Raw genomic sequence first — 16761 nt, 5'->3', positions numbered from 1 at the left:
CCATATTGCCGCAAGGCGCCGCAAGGAATTCTCTTCCATGGGTTTTTTCAATCGCAAAGATCCTGCCGATCAGGCGCAGTCCTCCAAACGGGCGGCAGTGCCTAGCGAGGTGCAGGCTGCGGAGCTGCGCGGCCGCGCGCGGCGCAGGCTGGCAGGTGCCGTCGCCCTGGTGTTGGCGGCTGTCATCATTCTTCCCATGGTGCTTGATTCGCAGCCCGTACCGGTTGCCGACAACATTCCCATCCGCGTGCCGGAACGCAATACGCCGTTCCAGCCGCAGGTAAGCGATCCGCAAGCTTCCGCGCCGGTCACGCCGGAAGCGACGACGCCGGGCGCAGCACCCACGGACCCTGCTGGCGTTCCGACGCCGCCGCCGGTCACCTCGGTGCCGCCCGTGGCCGTTGCGCCGCCCGCGCAGCCGCCCGCCACGCAAGTGACGCCGCCGGCCACGCCGCCCAAGCCCGAGGTCAAACCCAAGCCCGAGCCCAAGCCCGAGCCGAAACCGGCCACGCCGCCCAAGCCCGACGCACGTTCCGATGACGGCGCGCGCGCGTTGGCGCTGCTGGAAGGCCGATCGGCACCCGCGCCTGCGGCCAAGCCCGCCGCGCCGGCCGCCAAGGGGAACTTCGTGCTTCAGATCGCTGCCTACACGACATCGGAAGACGCCCAGTCACGTCGCGGCAAACTGCATCAGGCCGGAGTCACCAACGCATTTGTGGAACAAGCCTCCATCGGAGGCAAACAGCAGTACCGTTTGCGCGTGGGGCCATTCCCTTCGCGCGAGGCGGCGCAGGCGGCCCAGGCGCGTTTGCGCACCTTGGGCTATGACAATGGTTTCATTGCCGCCCAATAGTGACCGGCTTCGACTTCGTCGTGCTGGCCATCCTGGCGGTCTCGGGTGTGCTGGGCCTGGTGCGCGGCTTGCTCAAAGAGGTGCTGTCGCTGGTCGCCTATCTGCTGGCTTTCGTGGCCGCGATATGGTGGGGTCCCACGGTTTATACGTGGCTGGAACCCTATATTGAAACGACGCTGCTGCGCATGGGAGTTTCCTACGCCGTGGTGTTCATCCTCGTGCTGCTCGGTGTGGGTTTGGTCAACATGACGCTAGCCGCCTTGATCCGCAGTACCGGACTCAGCCCCGCCGATCACGGTTTGGGGGGAATGTTCGGACTGGCCCGTGGTCTGTTGATCGTGCTGGCGCTGGTCGCCGCAGCGGGCTATACGCCGCTGCCCCAAGAGCCGTGGTGGAAGGACGCCATGTTTTCGCATTCGGCCATCGAGGCCATCAAACATATCAAAACGTGGCTGCCGCCGTCTTTGGCGACGTGGCTGCCGTATTGATTAGCTTCAAATCAACCAGGAAATCTCACCATGTGTGGAATCGTAGGGGTCATCGGGCGCGGGCCGGTCAACCAGCTGCTCTATGACAGCTTGCTGCTGTTGCAGCATCGCGGGCAGGACGCCGCGGGCATCGCGACGTCGCAAGGCAACCAATTCAATATGTACAAGGCTCACGGCCTGGTGCGCGACGTCTTCCGTACGCGCAACATGCGTTCGTTGCCGGGTACGTCTGGCGTTGGCCAGGTCCGCTATCCCACCGCGGGCTCCAGCGCCAGCGAGGAAGAGGCCCAGCCGTTCTACGTCAACGCCCCGTTCGGCATCATGTTCGCCCACAACGGCAACCTGACCAACTGGCGCGAACTGCGTGAATCGCTCTATCGCGTCGACCGCCGCCACATCAACACCAACTCTGATTCCGAAGTACTGCTGAACGTGCTGGCGCATGAGCTTCAGTCGTCGGCCAACGGGGTCTCGCTTGATGACGACGCAATCTTCCGCGCCGTGTCGGCCCTGCACAAGCGCGTGCGCGGCGCTTATGCCGTCGTGGCGCAGATCTCCGGCTACGGCCTGCTGGCGTTCCGCGATCCCAACGGCATTCGTCCGCTGTGCATCGGTCGCATGGACACGGATGAGGGCACCGAATGGATGGTGGCCTCGGAATCCGTGGCGCTGGAAGGCAGCGGATTCATCTTCGTGCGTGACGTCGAACCTGGCGAAGCCGTGTTCGTCGACCTGGACGGCCGCTTCGTCAGCCGCCAGTGCGCTGAAAACCCGCAATTGGTGCCCTGCATTTTTGAATACGTGTACTTTGCGCGCCCGGATTCGCTGATCGATGGCGTGTCGGTCTACGACGCTCGCCTGCGCATGGGTGAATACCTGGCCGACAAGGTTGCCCGCAACATGCGTTTGGGCGACATTGACGTCGTGATGCCGATTCCGGATTCGTCGCGTCCCGCCGCCATGCAGCTGGCTGCGCGCCTGAATCTTGATTACCGCGAAGGGCTCATCAAGAACCGTTACGTGGGCCGTACCTTCATCATGCCGGGCCAGGCCGTGCGCCGTAAATCGGTGCGCCAGAAGCTCAATGCCATCGGCATGGAGTTCAAGGGCAAGAACGTGCTGCTGGTTGACGACTCCATCGTGCGTGGCACCACCAGCCGCGAGATCGTCGACATGGCGCGTGCCGCTGGCGCCAACAAGGTGTACTTCGCCTCGGCCGCGCCTCCGGTTCGTTTCCCCAACGTGTACGGCATCGACATGCCCACGCAGCAGGAACTCATTGCCACCGGCCGCAACGATGAGGAAATCGCCCGTGCGATCGGCGCCGATTCGTTGATCTACCAGGATCTGGCCGACATGCAGCAATCGGTGCGCGACCTGAACCCCAGGATGTCGCGTTTCGAAGCGTCGTGCTTTGATGGTGACTATGTCACCGGCGACATCACCGCCGAATACCTGGCCCGCCTGGGCCAGTCGCGTGCGGAGCCGGGCCAGGACGAAGGCGCCAGCGGCCTGAAGTTCAACATGGGCTACGCTGCCAACGAAGCCTGATCGCTCGTTTCGCTCTGCGCCATCAAAAATGCCGTCCCTTGTGGGACGGCATTTTTCTTTTGCGGCAGGCAGCGGCGCTGCCTACGCCTTGGTGTCCCACAAGGCGTCGCGTGTCGCGTCCAGATGCGTCAGATACAGGCGCAGATCGAACTCGTACTGATGGTAGTGCGGCTCCATCCGCAGGCACAGGTTATAGAACGCCTTGTTGTGGTCCTTCTCTTTCAGGTGCGCCAGCTCGTGCACCGTGATCATCTTCAGAAATTCCGCGGGCACGGTCTTGAACAGCGTGGCCACGCGGATCTCGTGCTTGGCCTTCAGTTTGCCGCCTTGCACGCGCGAGATGTACGTATGCTGGCCCAGCGCGTGCTGGATCACGTGGATCTTGCTGTCAAAGGCGACCTTGTTGATCAGGTCGCCGTTGCGCAGATAGGTGTTTTTCAGATCCGTCACGTACTGGTACAGCGCACGGTCGGTACGGACGCCGTGGGGGCCGTCGGGGTAGCGCGACAGCAGCGCAGCCCCGAGCTTGCCTTGGTCCAACAGGGTCTGGGCCTGATGCAGCAGTGGTTCCGGATAGCCGGTCAGGTACTTCAGGGTGGACACCGCTTATTGGGGGCGGCCGCGCCGGAAGGCGACGGGCAGGGCCATGAAGAACAGAATCACGAAGAGCGCCAGGCTCCACAGGGCGTATTCGATGCCCAGCACGGGCACCTTGGCGTCCATGCAGGTCGCGAAAATGCCAAACAACCAGGGGATCGCGCTTTCCACGCCGATGCCGGTCATGAAGCGGTCGGCGAAGGTCTGGTCGCACGACAGCATGTTGGCGGCCACGCTGTATTGGTACCAGGCGGCGGCAACGCCGGCCAAGGACAGCAGGGCCGCCAGTGCGCCGCTGATCCGCGTCAGCGCGCGTCCGCCGCCAAACCCCCCGACCAGGGCGATGATGCCGATCACCAGATAAATCAGGCGTTGCATGACGCACCAGGCGCAGGGCGGCATGTCGAAAACGTGCTGGGAGACGAGGGCCACGCCAACAGCGCCAAAGCAGAATAGGGCGATCAGGCGAAGCAGGCGTTCGGAGCGAGTGGTCATTGTTCTGGATGTCAGGTTGATCGGAGCCGGTTCATTGCGCGGCAAGGCTTAGGCTTTAGGAATCGGAATTGGTTGCATGACTTGCGTCAATACGCCAAGCATCAGGTCGCGAGCACCTTCCCAGAAGATCTGCACGCCAAGGCAAAGCATGATGAACGCCGACAGCCGCATGAATACGGCGGTGCCATTGTCGCCTAGTCGATGCAGCATCTGGGCGGCGAAGCGCAGGCAAATGTACAGCGTCAAGGACACCGCGATGATGCCCGGAATCGAGCCGCCCAGCCGCACCAGGCTCAGCACATGGTTCTGGTCCCGCAACGAGACGCCGACGGTGATGGCGGCCGCGATCGAGCCCGGGCCGCAGCTGATCGGGAAGGTCAGCGGATAGAAGGCGCGGGCCTTGGCCATTTCGGGTGTAAAGGATTCGGCCATGCGCGCCACGCGCTCGGTGTCGGCATCCGGGGAATTCACCAGCCGCCAGGCGCTGGCGATCACCAGCATGCCGCCGCCGACCCGCACGATGGACAAGGAAATGCCAAAGAAGCTCAGCAGCACGTTGCCCGCCACCATCGCCACGATCAGCATCAGACAGACGTTGATCGCCACGCGCTTGGCCAACACCATGCGGGTCGACGACGACGCGCCTTCGGTCAATGACAGGAAGATTGGCGCAATGGCCGGCGGGTTCAGGAAGGGCAGGAGCGTGGCCAGCGCAAAGAAAAAACTGCCGCCAAAAACGCGCAAATAGTCGTTGAGCTGCATGGGAGCGGGTGTCGCCTAGCCGAAAACCCGGATTGTATGCGCTCCGGGGTGCTCTGGCGATGCTTGGGGGCGGTTGCGGATCAGGCGACGCGCTGCTGCGCTTCCTCGCCGGCCAGTGCGTCCAGAACGTCGCGTTCAAACTGCATTTGGCTGCGGGGGCGAGCCAGTGCCGAGCCATCCACGATGAACACGTCTTCCACGCGGTCGCCCAACGTCATGATCTTGGCCATGAGCAGGTTGACTTCGTGCTGGGCGAACACGCGCGCCAGGGCGTGCAGCAGGCCCGGCCGATCGGTGGCCGTGACGGACAGGCGCCAGGATGTGCTGCGCTCGTCGGGTTGCAATTCGGCCTGGGGCATGACGGGGAACACTCGCGATACCCGCGACTGCCGGTTGCGGCCGTAATGGCCGCCCCGGTTGGGCTGCGCCAAGGCGGCGGCCTGCGGGTCTTTCAGGCGTTCCGCCAGTTCGTGTTCAACCAGCGCGGCCTGGGCGCGCAGATCGCTGGCTCCTTCGGGCAGCAGCACGATGAAGCTGTCCAGGGCCCAGCCGTGGCGCGTGGTATGGATGCGCGCATCCTGAATGGACAGACTCTTGGCGTCGAAAAAACCGCAGATCGCGACGAACAGGTCCGGCGCGTCGCGCGTATAGACCATGATTTGCAGCCCTTCCCCCTGTTCGGTGGGGCGTGCCTTGACGACGGCCTGTGCGGGGGCGACCTGGTGGTACAGGTGGCGGGTGTGCCAGGCAATATCGGAGGCGTCATGGCGCAGGAAGTACGCCACGTCCAATTGATTCCAGAAAGCTTCCCGGGCGTCGTCCCGCAGTCCGGCCCGGCGGGTCAGGCGCGCGGCTTCTTCCTTGCGCTCGGTCAGCACGGTGTGGGCGTCGGCATGGGCGCCACCCAGGGCCGCCAGCGTCAGTTTGTACAGGTCTTCCAGCAGCTTGCCTTTCCAGGCGTTCCAGACCTTTGGGCTGGTGCCGCGGATGTCGGCCACCGTCAGCAGGTACAGCGCGGTCAGGCGGCGTTCGTCTTTGACGGTGGCGGCAAATTCCTGCACCACGGCCGGATCGGACAGGTCGCGCTTTTGCGCCACGGCTGACATCAACAGGTGCTGACGTACCAGGAATTCCACCAGTTGGGTGTCTTCGTCGTCCATGCCGTGGTCGTGCGCGAATTTGCGCACTTCGCGGGCGCCGAGTTCCGAGTGATCGCCACCGCGGCCCTTGGCGATGTCATGGAACAGCGCCGCCACATACAGCAGCCAGTGCCGGTCCAGGCCGGCAATCAGCTGGCTGGCCATCGGATATTCCTGGGCGTGCTCGGGCATGGTGAAGCGGCGCAGGTTGCGCACCACCGCCAGCGTGTGCTGGTCCACCGTGTAGGCATGGAACAGGTCATGCTGCATCTGGCCGACGATGCGACGGAATACCGGCAGGTAGCGCGGCAAGATGTTCAGCATGGTCATGCGCCGTAGCTCATGCACGATGCCGCGCGGTTGTTGCAGGATTTGCAGGAACAGCTTGCGGTTGACGGGATTGCGGCGGAACTGCGCGTCGATCCGATGGCGCGAATGCCAGATGGCCCGCAGCGTGCGTGCCGACATGCCGGTCAGTTCGGGATGCTGCTGCATGAGCAGGAAGGCGCGCAGCAGCAGCGTGGGATTACGCTCGAAGCCGTCGTCACGGATGATGTCCAGGCGATCGCGCAGATTGCGGAAATCATCATCGATATCGCGCGCATCGCTGTCAGGGCGCGGAAACAGGCGCTCTTCGATGTTCTGCACCAGGATGCCGTTCAGTTGCGTGACCAGCCGTGCCGCCCAGTAGTAGCGCTGCATCAGCAGTTCGCTGCCACGTCGCGTGGCGGTGGCGTGGATGCCATAAACCTCGGCCAGGGCGGGCTGTAGGTCAAATAGCACGCGGTCTTCGCGGCGGTTCGACAGCAGGTGCAGTTCGATGCGCAGGCGCTTGAAGGCTTGTTCGGCGCGACGCAGATCGCGCGCCTCTGAAGAGGTCAGCAGGCCGGCTTGGGCCACGGATCGCCAATTGTGGCCAAACCCCGCGGCGCGAGCCATCCACATGATGACTTGCAGGTCACGCAGACCGCCCGGTGATTCTTTGCAGTTCGGTTCCAGCGCGTAGGGGGTGTCGTGGTAGCGGGCGTGGCGTTGCTGCATTTCCACGCGCTTGGCGCGGAAAAAGGCGCGCGGGTCCAGGCGCGACTTGGTGGCCGCGTCGAACTTCTTCATCAACGTGCGGCTGCCCGCCAGCCAGCGCGATTCCAGCAGCGAGGTTTCCACCGTGATGTCGGCGTCCGCCTCGCGCTCGCAGTCTTCAATGGTCCGTACGCTGTGGCCGGGCTCCAGGCCCAGGTCCCACAAAGAGGCCACCAGTTGCTCGATGGCGGATTCGTCTTCGCGCTGGGGCGCGTGCGGCAGCAGGATCAGCAGGTCGACGTCGGAATGCGGGTAGAGCTCACCCCGGCCATAGCCGCCCACGGCTGCCAGCGTGGCGCCGGCAGGCAAGGGATAGTGCTTTACCAAGTCGCGCAGCGCGGCATCCACGATGCGGCGTAGCTCGGACAGCAGGGTGTCCGGGCGTTCGTGTTCCCGGAACTGGGCCACCGCGGCCCGCCGGGATTGCTGGATGCGTTCGCGCAGGGCGCTCAGTACTTCGGCGGTCATGGTGGCGGGCGACTGGGCCTTAGACGGCGGGGATGATGATGGGCTCGGTGATGAAGGCCGGGGGTTGCGGCATGCCCGGAGAGAGGGTCAGCACCTCGTAACCGGTTTCGGTTACACATACAGCATGCTCCCATTGCGCCGACAGGCTGTGATCGCGGGTCACAACCGTCCAGCCGTCGGACAACTGGCGGATCTCGCGCCGGCCGGCGTTGATCATGGGTTCAATGGTGAAGAGCATGCCCGTCACCAATTTCACGCCCGTGCCGGGCTTGCCGTAGTGCAGCACCTGCGGATCTTCATGGAAGCGTTGGCCGATGCCGTGGCCGCAGAACTCGCGGACGACCGAAAAGCCGTTGGATTCCGCGTGTTTCTGGATGGCATGGCCCACATCGCCCAGCGTGGCGCCGTTTTTCACCTGCTGGATGCCTTTCCACATGCATTCAAAGGTGATGTCGGTCAGGCGGCGCGACAGAATGGATTGCTCGCCCACCGCGTACATGCGGCTGGTGTCGCCGAACCAGCCATCCTTGATGATGGTGACGTCGATATTGAGCGAATCGCCGTTTTTCAGCACCTTGTCGCCGGGAATGCCGTGGCAAACCTGGTGGTTCACGGACGTACAGATGGCGCCGGTGAAGGGGGGATAGCCCGGCGGGGCATAGCCCACGGTGGCGGACTTCACTTTCAGTTCGTCAGTCAGGTATTCCAGGCAGAGGCGGTCCAGCTCTCCGGTTGTTACACCCGGCTTCACGTGGGGGGTGATGAAATCGAGAACTTTGGCGGCGTCCTGGCAGGCGGCGCGCATTTTGGCCAGGTCGGCCGGGTTGGTAATTGTGCCCATGGAGTAACTTGGCGATCTCTCGCTTGAATGTCTGCTTGAAAGAATAGTAGAATTATAGGCTTCCCCAAAATTTTGGGGAGCAATCGGGTTACGGCAAGAGCCGATCCCGGCGGAAAGATTGGGCTTGGCTGCCCCTTTTCTGATGTTGATGGTACCCACGCGATCCATGCCATGAGATCGGCGATTGGCCCTCAAGTTTCACCGCAAGCGAAGGTTGTGGAGCGAAATCGGGCAGGTTGTCAGGTTCTGGGATGGTGAGAGCGGGTGCTGGCAGCAACGGGCAAGTGGGCGGCATGGACTGATCCTGCGCTGGGGCACGGCGTGCTTGTAAGCTTGGTCATGTTTTAGAGCGGCGATGCAGGTTCGGTATGGATGTCGGTTTAAGTTCTTGAAAGCACGTGTGTTTTCTTAAGAAATGCCCCGGCGATCTGATGCGCGCCAGGCTGAAAGGCCAGACGCGAAGAGCTGGATTTCGCTGCCAACAAAACAGGTCCGGGTGCGCTTGGCAGGTAACTTTTGGGGGTCGTGAGAAACCCGAAAGAAGCCCGGAAGCCACTTCCGCCAGAAACTTCCAGGAAATTCCTGGTGGGTCTGGGTTAAGTGCGGTGCAAGTATGCAGTGCAAGGTTTTCGTCGTGGCGGCCGTCTGGGTTTATCGCAGCAGCAATAGTTGCAGCGGCAGTAATTGCAGCAGTGATCGGTCGGCCCGGTTAAAATGTAGTCCATCCCGCATGTCGCGGGAAATCGCGCGCAACACCACCCAGGGTGTCAGCCAGATGCTGATGCAGGTGCGGCGCAAGAAATCAACCCTTGGAGAATTACATGTCTTTGATGCGCGAAATGCTGGAAGCGGGTGTCCACTTCGGTCACCAAACCCGTTACTGGAACCCCAAGATGGCTCAGTACATCTTCGGTCACCGCAACAAGATTCACATCATCAACCTGGAAAAGACGGTTGATAAGTACCAGGAAGCCACCAAGTTCGTGAAGCAGCTGGCTGCTCGCGGCGGCAACATCCTGTTTGTTGGCACCAAGCGCGCTGCGCGTGATCTGGTTGCCTCCGAAGCCTCCCGTTGCGGCATGCCCTTCGTCGACGCCCGCTGGCTCGGCGGCATGCTGACCAACTTCAAGACGGTCAAGACCTCGGTCAAGCGCCTGAAGGACATGGAAGTCGTTGTCGCCGAAGGCGGCGCCGAGCGCATGATCAAGAAGGAAGGTCTGCTGTTCCAACGCGAACTGGACAAGCTGAACAAGTCGATCGGCGGCATCAAGGACATGAACGGTCTGCCTGACGCCATGTTCGTCATCGACGTCGGCTACCACAAGATCGCCATCGCCGAAGCCAAGACGCTGGGCATCCCGGTCGTGGCCGTGGTTGACACCAACCACTCGCCCGACGGTATCGACTACGTCATCCCGGGTAACGATGACTCGGCCAAGGCCATCGCGCTGTACGCCAAGGGCATCGCCGACGCCGTGCTGGAAGGCCGCGAACAGAACATGAACGGTCTGGTCGAAGAGTCGGGTGAAGGTCAGGAAGAGTTCGTCGAAGTGCAGGACAACCAGGCCTAAGCCTGCTGTCATGTCCGGCGGTTAGTGTCTGGGAGCGGCCCTGAACAGGTCCGCTCCCGCCTCGCCGGCACTGCGAAGGTGGGCTCCCATCTTCCGAACCCGCGAAACGCGGGCGTCCCATCGAATCAAATCACTGCCCCGGCGAGCCGGGGCGTGTCTTAGCAAAAATTGGAGCAAACATGGCTGAAATTACCGCTGCCCTGGTCAAGGAACTGCGCGAGAAGACCGACGCGCCCATGATGGAGTGCAAGAAGGCCCTGACGGAAGCCGACGGCGACCTGGCTCGTGCCGAGGAAATCCTGCGCGTCAAGCTGGGCAACAAGGCCAGCAAGGCCGCTGCCCGCGTCACCGCCGAGGGCCTGATCGGTCTGTTCATCTCCGCCGACGCCAAGCAAGGCGCCGTGATCGAAATCAACTGCGAAACCGACTTTGTCGCCAAGAACGACGACTTCGTTGGCTTCGTGAACAAGCTGGCCGAACTGGTCGCCACGCAGAACCCGGCCGACGTGGCCGCTCTGTCGGCGCTGCCGTACGGCGAAGGCACCGTTGAAACGACCCGCACCGCCCTGATCGGCAAGATCGGCGAAAACATCTCGATCCGCCGCTTCGAGCGCATCGAGACCCCGAACGCGCTGGCCAGCTACGTGCACGGCGGCCGCATCGGCGTGCTGGTGGAATACTCGGGCGCCGAGGAAGTGGGCAAGGATCTGGCGATGCACATCGCCGCCACCAAGCCCAAGGCCTTGAACGCTGACGGCGTGAACCCGGCCGACATCGCCGCCGAGCGCTCGGTTGCCGAGCAGAAGGCTGCTGAATCGGGCAAGCCGGCTGAAATCGTCGCCAAGATGGTCGAAGGTTCGGTTGCGAAGTTCCTGAAGGAAGTGACCCTGTTGTCGCAGCCGTTCGTCAAGAACGACAAGCACACGGTTGAGCAGCACCTGAAGGAAAAGGGCGCTTCGATCACCAAGTTCGTGCTGTTTGTTGTCGGCGAAGGTATCGAGAAGAAGACCAGCGACTTCGCCGCTGAGGTTGCAGCCGCCGCCGCTGGCGTCGCCTGACCTCACGGTAGTGCTTAAAGGCCGGTGCTAGATTAAATTCTAGTCCGGCCTATTTCTTGTCTTACACTTTCGTCGGATTGTTCCTCGGGATATCACCTATGAGCAGCAGAGCATACAAACGGGTTCTTCTCAAACTTTCCGGCGAGGCGCTGATGGGCGATGATGCATTTGGCATCAATCGCGCCACCATCGTCCGTATGACCGATGAGATTGCCGAAGTCGCCGCCACAGGCGTCGAATTGGCCATCGTCATTGGCGGAGGTAACATTTTCCGTGGCGTCGCCCCGGGTGCGCAGGGCATGGACCGCGCCACCGCCGACTACATGGGCATGATGGCCACCATCATGAACGCGCTTGCGCTGCAAGATGCGCTCAAGCACAAGGGCATCGACACCCGCGTACAATCCGCCCTGAACATCGATCAGGTCGTCGAGCCCTACATCCGCCCGAAGGCCTTGCGTTACCTCGAAGAGGGCAAGGTAGTCATTTTCGCCGCGGGTACCGGCAACCCCTTCTTCACCACCGATACCGCCGCTGCCTTGCGTGGCGCCGAAATCGGCGCGGAGATCGTGTTGAAAGCCACCAAAGTGGACGGCATCTACAGTGCGGACCCCAACAAGGATCCCACTGCTACGCGATACGCGCGCATTAGCTTCGATGAAGCGATTGTCCGCCGTCTGGAAGTCATGGACGCCACCGCGTTCGCGCTGTGCCGTGACCAGAAACTGCCGATCAAAGTGTTTTCGATCAATAAGTCCGGCGCGCTCAAGCGAGTCGTCAGCGGCGAAGACGAAGGCACATTGGTACACGTTTAAAGAAAAGGAAATTCCATGAGCGCCGCAGAAATCCGCAAGTCCGCCGATGCCAGAATGGCCAAGTCGCTTGATACGCTCAAGATCAACCTGGGCAAGATCCGCACGGGTCGCGCCCATACTGGCATCCTGGATCACGTTCAGGTCGACTATTACGGTTCCCCGGTGCCGGTTGGGCAAGTCGCCAACGTGAACCTCGTGGACGCTCGCACCCTTAGCGTGCAGCCCTACGAAAAGCAGATGGCAGGCCCGATCGAAAAGGCCATCCGTGAATCGGACCTGGGTCTGAACCCCATTTCGATGGGCGACACCATCCGTGTGCCGATGCCGGCCCTGACGGAAGAGCGCCGCCGCGACCTGACCAAAGTGGTCCGTAGCGAAGGCGAAGATGCCAAGATCGCCGTGCGCAACCTGCGCCGCGAAGCGAACGAAGCATTGAAGAAGTTGGTCAAGGACAAGGAAATCTCCGAGGACGACGAACGTCGTTCGCAGGACGACGTCCAGAAGTTGACCGATCGTGCCGTGGCCGACATCGACAAGATGGTCGTCCAGAAAGAAGCGGAAATCATGACCGTATAATTCCAGATCGCCCTGGAGCGGACGGCATGGCCGTTCTGCTCCGGCGTCAGGATTTCCTGCCTATGCGCCGTCCTTTCCATTGCCCCGCAGCACCCTTATGCAGCAATGGAACGACGGCGCAGGTTTTTCTCCCGTATTTCTGATTTTCGCCGGCCCTCCGCGCGTAGCTCCAGCCCATGGCAACCAGTTCGACCCAGGCGGTTCCCGATACTCGCGACATTCCCGAGCATGTTGCCATCATCATGGATGGCAATGGCCGGTGGGCGACTCGTCGGCTGCTGCCCCGCACGGCTGGGCACGCCAAGGGTGTGCAGGCGGTGCGCCGTGTTGTCGAGGCCTGTGGCCGTGCCGGCGTGCGTTATTTGACGCTGTTCGCGTTCAGTTCCGAGAACTGGCGCCGGCCCGCCGAGGAAGTCTCGCTGTTGATGCGCCTGTTCGTGCAGGCGCTGGAGCGCGAGATCGGCAAGCTGGACGAGCAGGGCGTACGGCTGCACGTGATCGGCGACCTGAGCGCTTTCGAGCCCCGCTTGCAGGAACTCATTTTCGCCGCGCAAGAGCGCACCGCGCACAATGACCGCCTGCATCTGACCGTTGCCGCCAACTACGGTGGCCGCTGGGACATCTTGCAGGCCACCCGCGCGATGCTGGCCGCCGAGCCGGCGCTGGCCAGCCAGCCTGAGATGGTGAACGAAGAGCGCCTGGCCCGACATCTCTCCATGTCCTGGGCGCCCGAACCCGATCTGTTCATCCGCACGGGCGGTGAACAGCGCATTTCCAATTTCCTGATCTGGCAGATGGCCTACGCGGAGTTCTACTTCACGGATCGCTATTGGCCGGATTTCGGCGCGGCGGAGCTGCAAGCGGCTTTTGACTGGTATCGCACCCGCGAACGCCGTTTCGGCCGCACCAGCGCGCAAGTCAGCGAAGACGGCGCGCAGTAAACCGGACGGCGACAAGCGTCTTTCCAGAGCAGCACCCGAGGAGACCGTCATATGTTGGGTCAGCGTATCGTTACCGCCGTCATTCTGTTGGCCATTCTGGCCGCCGCGATGATCAGCGCCAACCCCTGGTGGTTTGTCGCGTTGCTTGCCCTGGCTGCCGCGTGCGCCAATTGGGAGTGGCTGCGTCTGACGCTGCCGCAACCTCCATCCCCCCTGATTTCCATTGGTGTTGCCGTGCTGCTGTTCGGCGGCATGCTGGCGCTGGCGTCAGGCTGGCTGGCGGGCGACCGCACGGGCTGGCGTGATCCGGTCTGGGTGTTGCGCTACGTGGTTCCCGCCGTGGCCGCGGTATGGCTGTTTGGTGGCGTGGCGGCTGTGGTGCGTGGCCGATCCGACGCGCCGCCCGCCAGTCTGGGCTGGTCGATATTCTCGGTGCCGGCCGCGTTTGCCGCCTGGGCCGTGTTGGCGCAGATGTTTGTCGCGCGCGGCGCGGGTTTTGTGGTGTCGCTGTTGGCGCTGGTCTGGGTCGCGGATATTGCGGCTTATTTTGCCGGGCGCGCGTTCGGCAAGCGTAAACTGGCTCCGCGTGTCAGTCCGGGCAAAACCATCGAAGGCGCCATTGCTGGTGTGTTGGGGGCCGTCGTCTGGATCGGTCTTTCCAGCTTGTGGGTGGGCTCGTTTGGCCATGCGCTGGTCGAGCGCTGGAGTTTCTGGCTGGCGCTGCCAATCGCGGCGCTGCTGGGTGTCGTGTCCATTGTGGGTGACCTGTTCGAGTCGCTGCTCAAGCGCCGCGCGGGCCGCAAGGATTCCAGCACGCTGCTGCCTGGCCATGGCGGTGTCTATGACCGGATCGACGCGATTCTTCCCGTGGCGCCGTTTGCGCTACTTTTGTCTGGAGTGTTGTTTTGAGGGCTTTTCAGCGCGTCGTCGTGCTGGGATCGACGGGGTCGATCGGTGAAAGCACGCTGGATGTGATTGCCCGCCATCCCGATAGGTTGGCGGTGTATGCGCTGTCCGCATACAGCCGGATGGAACGCCTGGCTGAGCAGGCGCAGGCCAGCCGCGCCTCAGTCGTGGTGGTTCCCGACGAGGCCGCCCGCAAGCGGTTTGAAGCCGCCTGGGCCGGTACGCAGCCAATACCCGAGATTCGCGTGGGCGCGCAGGCGCTGGCCGATACCGCGGCAGATCCTGGGTGCGACTCGGTCATGGCCGCGATCGTCGGCGCGGCCGGGTTGCCGGCGGCGCTTGCCGCGGCACGCTCCGGCAAGCGCGTGCTGCTGGCAAATAAAGAGGCGTTGGTCGCGGCAGGTTCGCTCTTCATGCAGGCTATTCGCGATAACGGCGCCGAATTGCTTCCTATTGATAGCGAACACAATGCCATCTTCCAGTGCATGCCGCACGGGGGCAGGGCCGGGGCGCCTGATGCTGCCGCGCCGGGCGTGCGCCGCTTGCTGCTCACGGCCTCGGGTGGGCCGTTCCGTAATCGCGATCTGGAAGACTTGCACGAGGTGACGCCGGCTCAGGCCTGCGCGCATCCCAACTGGAGCATGGGTCGCAAGATTTCGGTGGATTCCGCCACCATGCTGAACAAGGGCCTGGAAGTCATCGAGGCGCATTGGCTCTTTGCCATGCCCGCCGACCGTATCGAGGTCGTGGTGCACCCCCAAAGTGTCGTCCATTCGATGGTGGAGTACGACGATGGCTCGATCCTGGCGCAACTGGGCCAGCCCGACATGCGCACCCCGATCGCCTACGGGCTGGGTTTCCCTGAGCGGCTGGAAAGTGGCGTGGGTCCGCTGGACCTGACTCGTCTGGGGCGCCTGGATTTCGAAAAGCCGGATCTGGCCCGATTTCCCTGTCTGGCACTGTCTTTCGCGGCGTTGCGCTCGGGGCAGGCCGCCTGCGTTGCGCTCAATGCGGCCAATGAGGTCGCGGTCGAGGCGTTTTTGGGCGGGCGGCTGGCCTATACCTGGATTCCGAGAGTCATCGAGGCCTCCCTGGAGTGGCAGGCGCGGCAGGCATCTGTTACGCTCAGCAGTCTTGACGATGTGCTGGCGCTGGATTCCGAGGCCCGCATCTTCGCGGGTAACCTGGGACTGGCCTGATGGCTGGCCGCGCTTGCTTCTGATTTCCTAGATTCCGACCCCAATTCCAATGCTTTTCACCCTCTTGGCCTTTGCGGTTGCGCTTGGCTCCCTGATCATCTTTCATGAACTCGGACATTATTGGGTGGCCCGCCTGTGCGGCGTGAAAGTGCTGCGTTTTTCGGTGGGGTTCGGCAAGGTCATCCTTCGGCGCACCGATCGCAATGGCACGGAATGGGCGGTTTCCGCCTTGCCGCTGGGCGGCTACGTCAAGATGCAGGACGATCCGCCTCCTGGCGCCTCCGCCGCTGAGGCTGCCAGTTCGTTCAATAACAAGTCCGTTGGCAAGCGTATCGCCATCGTCGCTGCCGGCCCCATCTTCAATCTGATTCTTGCGGTGTTCCTGTATGCCGGCCTGAACATGGCCGGCACCGACGAACCGCAGGCGATCATTGCGCAGCCCGCCGTGGACACGCCCGCTGCCCGCGCCGGCCTGCTCCCGGGCGACCGTATCCTGGCCATCGATGGCCAGGAGGTCGCTTCGTGGTCTGACGCCCGTTGGCGCCTGATGGACGTGATGGCCACCGGCGGCCGCGCCCAAATCGAAGTCAGCACGCCCAGTGGCGCCACTCAGCAGCGCGAACTGAACCTGCCAGCCAATGCGATGGACCCGTCTGGCGGGGATCCGCTGGCCGCGGCTGGCATCCGCCTGGCTCAGCCCAAGCCTGCCGTGCGCGCCGTCAATGATGGCGGGGAAGGGCAGGCAGCCGGCTTGCGTCAGGGTGATCTGATCGTGGCGGTGAATGGTCAGCCTACGCCGGATACCGGCGCGCTGGTCAAGCAGATTCAGGAAAGCGCAGGCAAGACGTTGGCGCTGACGCTGCTGCGCGACGGCGCCAATATCTCGTTGAACGTCACGCCCAGGGCAGAAACGGTCAACGGTCAGGAAATCGGGCGCCTGGGCGTCCAGCTGGGTGGCGACATCCCGATGGTCACCGTGCGCTACGGCGTATTTGATAGCGTCTGGCGCGGTGCCGTCCGCACGTGGGATACCGCCTGGTTCTCGCTGCGCATGATGGGCCGCATGGTGACGGGCGATGTGTCGTGGCGCAATGTCAGCGGCCCCGTCACGATCGCGGATTACGCCGGCCAGACCGCCAGAATCGGCATTGTTGCGTATATCGCCTATATCGCCTTGATCAGTATCAGCCTTGGCGTACTAAATTTGCTGCCCATTCCTATGCTGGATGGTGGCCATCTGCTGTACTATCTCGTCGAAATTGTGCGGGGTAGCCCGCCGCCAGCAAGGTGGATCGATATCGGGCAGCGCGCCGGCATAGGTTTATTGGCAGGCCTCATGGGGCTTGCGCTGTTCAACGATTTCACGCGTTTATTCACTTAAACGCGCTTTAGCATAAAATCCCCCGCTATTTGCACGACCG

16 protein-coding genes are annotated in these 16761 nt (G+C 62.8%); 11 read left to right on the top strand and 5 right to left on the bottom strand.

Annotation, left to right across the window (positions count from 1 at the left end):
- The first annotated feature begins 37 nt into the window (after window positions 1-37).
- Genes HV753_RS05540 through purF form a run of 3 tightly spaced genes read left to right on the top strand, consistent with a single transcriptional unit; the run spans window position 38 to window position 2892 of the window.
- On the top strand, window positions 38-853 hold the full coding sequence (locus HV753_RS05540; RefSeq protein WP_175173387.1) for an SPOR domain-containing protein: 816 nt from the start codon (window positions 38-40) through the stop codon (window positions 851-853).
- Window positions 853-1341, top strand: a complete 489-nt coding sequence (locus HV753_RS05535) for a CvpA family protein (RefSeq protein WP_046807457.1) — start codon at window positions 853-855, stop codon at window positions 1339-1341. The genes HV753_RS05540 and HV753_RS05535 overlap by 1 nt, the downstream gene beginning before the upstream one ends.
- Before the next feature lie 30 nt (window positions 1342-1371).
- Window positions 1372-2892 carry an amidophosphoribosyltransferase gene (gene purF / locus HV753_RS05530; RefSeq protein WP_175173386.1) on the top strand — a complete coding sequence of 507 codons (1521 nt, stop codon included), beginning with the start codon at window positions 1372-1374 and terminating at the stop codon, window positions 2890-2892.
- 81 nt (window positions 2893-2973) lie between these two features.
- On the opposite strand, the gene HV753_RS05525 is transcribed toward purF, so the two are convergent.
- The 5 genes from HV753_RS05525 to map form a co-directional block, all read right to left on the bottom strand.
- A complete protein-coding gene (locus HV753_RS05525; protein ID WP_175173385.1) occupies window positions 2974-3495 on the bottom strand; it encodes a M48 metallopeptidase family protein in 522 nt (173 codons plus the stop codon).
- A 3-nt stretch (window positions 3496-3498) separates the two neighbouring features.
- Entirely contained in the window at window positions 3499-3984 is a 486-nt protein-coding gene (locus HV753_RS05520) for a disulfide bond formation protein B (RefSeq protein ID WP_175173384.1), read from the bottom strand.
- A 48-nt stretch (window positions 3985-4032) separates the two neighbouring features.
- Window positions 4033-4746: a MarC family protein gene (locus HV753_RS05515; protein WP_006223445.1), complete on the bottom strand. Its 714-nt coding sequence runs from the start codon at window positions 4744-4746 to the stop codon at window positions 4033-4035.
- A gap of 80 nt (window positions 4747-4826) precedes the next feature.
- Complete coding sequence (locus HV753_RS05510) at window positions 4827-7433, bottom strand: [protein-PII] uridylyltransferase (protein ID WP_175173383.1); 2607 nt, start codon at window positions 7431-7433, stop codon at window positions 4827-4829.
- Window positions 7434-7452: 19 nt separating this feature from the next.
- The gene (gene map / locus HV753_RS05505; protein WP_175173382.1) at window positions 7453-8274 is read right to left on the bottom strand and encodes a type I methionyl aminopeptidase; all 822 of its coding nucleotides are present in this window, start codon (window positions 8272-8274) and stop codon (window positions 7453-7455) included.
- A gap of 821 nt (window positions 8275-9095) precedes the next feature.
- Here map and rpsB point away from each other — a divergent pair.
- From rpsB to rseP, 8 genes are all read left to right on the top strand, one after another.
- Window positions 9096-9845 (top strand): 30S ribosomal protein S2, encoded by a 750-nt coding sequence (gene rpsB, locus HV753_RS05500; protein WP_175173381.1) that lies wholly within the window; start codon window positions 9096-9098, stop codon window positions 9843-9845.
- Window positions 9846-10024: 179 nt separating this feature from the next.
- Complete coding sequence (gene tsf, locus HV753_RS05495) at window positions 10025-10903, top strand: translation elongation factor Ts (protein ID WP_175173380.1); 879 nt, start codon at window positions 10025-10027, stop codon at window positions 10901-10903.
- A 98-nt stretch (window positions 10904-11001) separates the two neighbouring features.
- Complete coding sequence (gene pyrH / locus HV753_RS05490) at window positions 11002-11718, top strand: UMP kinase (RefSeq protein WP_006223440.1); 717 nt, start codon at window positions 11002-11004, stop codon at window positions 11716-11718.
- 15 nt (window positions 11719-11733) lie between these two features.
- Window positions 11734-12294 (top strand): ribosome recycling factor, encoded by a 561-nt coding sequence (gene frr / locus HV753_RS05485; RefSeq protein WP_175173379.1) that lies wholly within the window; start codon window positions 11734-11736, stop codon window positions 12292-12294.
- Window positions 12295-12470: 176 nt separating this feature from the next.
- Window positions 12471-13235, top strand: a complete 765-nt coding sequence (uppS, locus tag HV753_RS05480) for a polyprenyl diphosphate synthase (protein ID WP_175173378.1) — start codon at window positions 12471-12473, stop codon at window positions 13233-13235.
- A 51-nt stretch (window positions 13236-13286) separates the two neighbouring features.
- On the top strand, window positions 13287-14144 hold the full coding sequence (locus HV753_RS05475) for a phosphatidate cytidylyltransferase (RefSeq protein ID WP_175173377.1): 858 nt from the start codon (window positions 13287-13289) through the stop codon (window positions 14142-14144).
- Window positions 14141-15340 (top strand): 1-deoxy-D-xylulose-5-phosphate reductoisomerase, encoded by a 1200-nt coding sequence (locus HV753_RS05470; RefSeq protein ID WP_175173376.1) that lies wholly within the window; start codon window positions 14141-14143, stop codon window positions 15338-15340. Before HV753_RS05475 ends, HV753_RS05470 begins: the two co-directional genes overlap by 4 nt.
- Window positions 15341-15389: 49 nt before the next feature.
- A complete protein-coding gene (rseP, locus tag HV753_RS05465) occupies window positions 15390-16721 on the top strand; it encodes an RIP metalloprotease RseP (RefSeq protein WP_175173375.1) in 1332 nt (443 codons plus the stop codon).
- The last annotated feature ends 40 nt before the right edge of the window (window positions 16722-16761 follow it).

The organism is Achromobacter pestifer (assembly GCF_902859625.1).
GTDB classification, from domain to species: Bacteria; Pseudomonadota; Gammaproteobacteria; order Burkholderiales; family Burkholderiaceae_B; genus Achromobacter; species Achromobacter pestifer.
The sequence above is the reverse complement of the archived record's forward strand: the minus strand, read 5'-3'. Positions and strand labels throughout refer to the sequence as shown.